Origin of the sequence: Streptomyces sp. NPDC001544 (assembly GCF_042894285.1) — a bacterium.
GTDB lineage: Bacteria > Actinomycetota > Actinomycetes > Streptomycetales > Streptomycetaceae > Streptomyces.
The window spans coordinates 1-1,601 of sequence record NZ_JBIAVN010000038.1 but is presented as its reverse complement, the minus strand read 5'-3'; the positions used below and the strand labels follow the sequence as shown (position 1 = coordinate 1,601).

At 55.9% G+C, this 1,601-nt stretch carries 1 rRNA gene; it reads left to right on the top strand.

What is annotated here, in order from left to right:
- Window positions 1-1,601 (top strand): 23S ribosomal RNA (locus ACFY0F_RS39085); the annotation flags it as partial.

Here is a 1,601-nt window from a genome sequence, read left to right as displayed (position 1 = left end):
AGTAGCACGCTCAAGACCCGAAGCGGAGTGATCTAGCCATGGGCAGGTTGAAGCGGAGGTAAGACTTCGTGGAGGACCGAACCCACCAGGGTTGAAAACCTGGGGGATGACCTGTGGTTAGGGGTGAAAGGCCAATCAAACTCCGTGATAGCTGGTTCTCCCCGAAATGCATTTAGGTGCAGCGTCGTGTGTTTCTTGCCGGAGGTAGAGCACTGGATAGGCGATGGGCCCTACCGGGTTACTGACCTTAGCCAAACTCCGAATGCCGGTAAGTGAGAGCGCGGCAGTGAGACTGTGGGGGATAAGCTCCATGGTCGAGAGGGAAACAGCCCAGAGCATCGACTAAGGCCCCTAAGCGTACGCTAAGTGGGAAAGGATGTGGAGTCGCACAGACAACCAGGAGGTTGGCTTAGAAGCAGCCACCCTTGAAAGAGTGCGTAATAGCTCACTGGTCTAGTGATTCCGCGCCGACAATGTAGCGGGGCTCAAGCGTACCGCCGAAGTCGTGTCATTGCAGCATATAGCCCCAACGGGTGCTGTGATGGGTAGGGGAGCGTCGTCTGCCGGGTGAAGCGGCACTGGAAGGTAGTCGTGGACGGTTGACGAGTGAGAATGCAGGCATGAGTAGCGATACAAACGTGAGAAACGTTTGCGCCGATTGACTAAGGGTTCCTGGGTCAAGCTGATCTGCCCAGGGTAAGTCGGGACCTAAGGCGAGGCCGACAGGCGTAGTCGATGGATAACCGGTTGATATTCCGGTACCCGCTGTGAAGCGTCAAACATCGAGCATCGTGATGCTAAGGCCGTGAAGCCGTTCCGGACCCTTCGGGGAAAGGAAAGTGGTGGAGCCGCTGAACCAAGCGGTTAGTAGGTGAGTGATGGGGTGACGCAGGAAGGTAGTCCATCCCGGGCGGTGGTTGTCCCGGGGTAAGGGTGTAGGACGTCAGGTAGGTAAATCCGCCTGGCAATAGTCTGAGACCTGATGCCGAGCCGATTGTGGTGAAGTGGATGATCCTATGCTGTCGAGAAAAGCCTCTAGCGAGTTTCATGGCGGCCCGTACCCTAAACCGACTCAGGTGGTCAGGTAGAGAATACCGAGGCGTTCGGGTGAACTATGGTTAAGGAACTCGGCAAAATGCCCCCGTAACTTCGGGAGAAGGGGGGCCACATCCGGTGATGAGCTTCGCGCTCTGAGCTGGGGGTGGCCGCAGAGACCAGCGAGAAGCGACTGTTTACTAAAAACACAGGTCCGTGCGAAGCCGTAAGGCGATGTATACGGACTGACGCCTGCCCGGTGCTGGAACGTTAAGGGGACCGGTTAGCTCACTTTCGGGTGGGCGAAGCTGAGAACTTAAGCGCCAGTAAACGGCGGTGGTAACTATAACCATCCTAAGGTAGCGAAATTCCTTGTCGGGTAAGTTCCGACCTGCACGAATGGCGTAACGACTTCTCGACTGTCTCAACCATAGGCCCGGTGAAATTGCACTACGAGTAAAGATGCTCGTTTCGCGCAGCAGGACGGAAAGACCCCGGGACCTTTACTACAGTTTGATATTGGTGTTCGGTTCGGCTTGTGTAGGATAGCTGGGAGACTTTGAAGC